The sequence below is a fragment of the Bradyrhizobium valentinum genome (genome assembly GCF_001440405.1).
In the GTDB taxonomy this organism is placed as follows: domain Bacteria; phylum Pseudomonadota; class Alphaproteobacteria; order Rhizobiales; family Xanthobacteraceae; genus Bradyrhizobium; species Bradyrhizobium valentinum.
This window is the reverse complement of record NZ_LLXX01000197.1, coordinates 32,890-33,142: the sequence shown is the minus strand read 5'-3', so window position 1 is coordinate 33,142 and position 253 is coordinate 32,890. Positions and strand designations below refer to the sequence as shown.

General features: G+C 67.2%; 1 pseudogene. It reads left to right on the top strand.

Annotated features, from left to right (window positions below):
• Positions 1-29: 29 nt before the first annotated feature.
• Positions 30-253: pseudogene (locus CP49_RS48260) on the top strand (DNA-3-methyladenine glycosylase 2 family protein); the annotation flags it as partial.

Genomic DNA, 253 nt, shown 5'->3' with positions numbered 1-253 from the left:
ATGACGAGCCGGGCCAGCCGAAAGTTTCAATGACCATCCACCTCAACAGCCAGTCCGACCTCGAAGACGCCGTCCACGCGCTGATCAAGCAAGACCCACGGCTGAAACCGATTTTCGAGCTGACGGGCATGCCGGCGCTGCGGCAGCGCGAGCCGGGGTTCGCCGGGCTGGCGGCGATCGTGTGTGGCCAGCAGCTATCGACCGCGAGCGCCGGCGCGATCTGGGCGCGGCTTGCGGCCGCGTTCGATCCGTT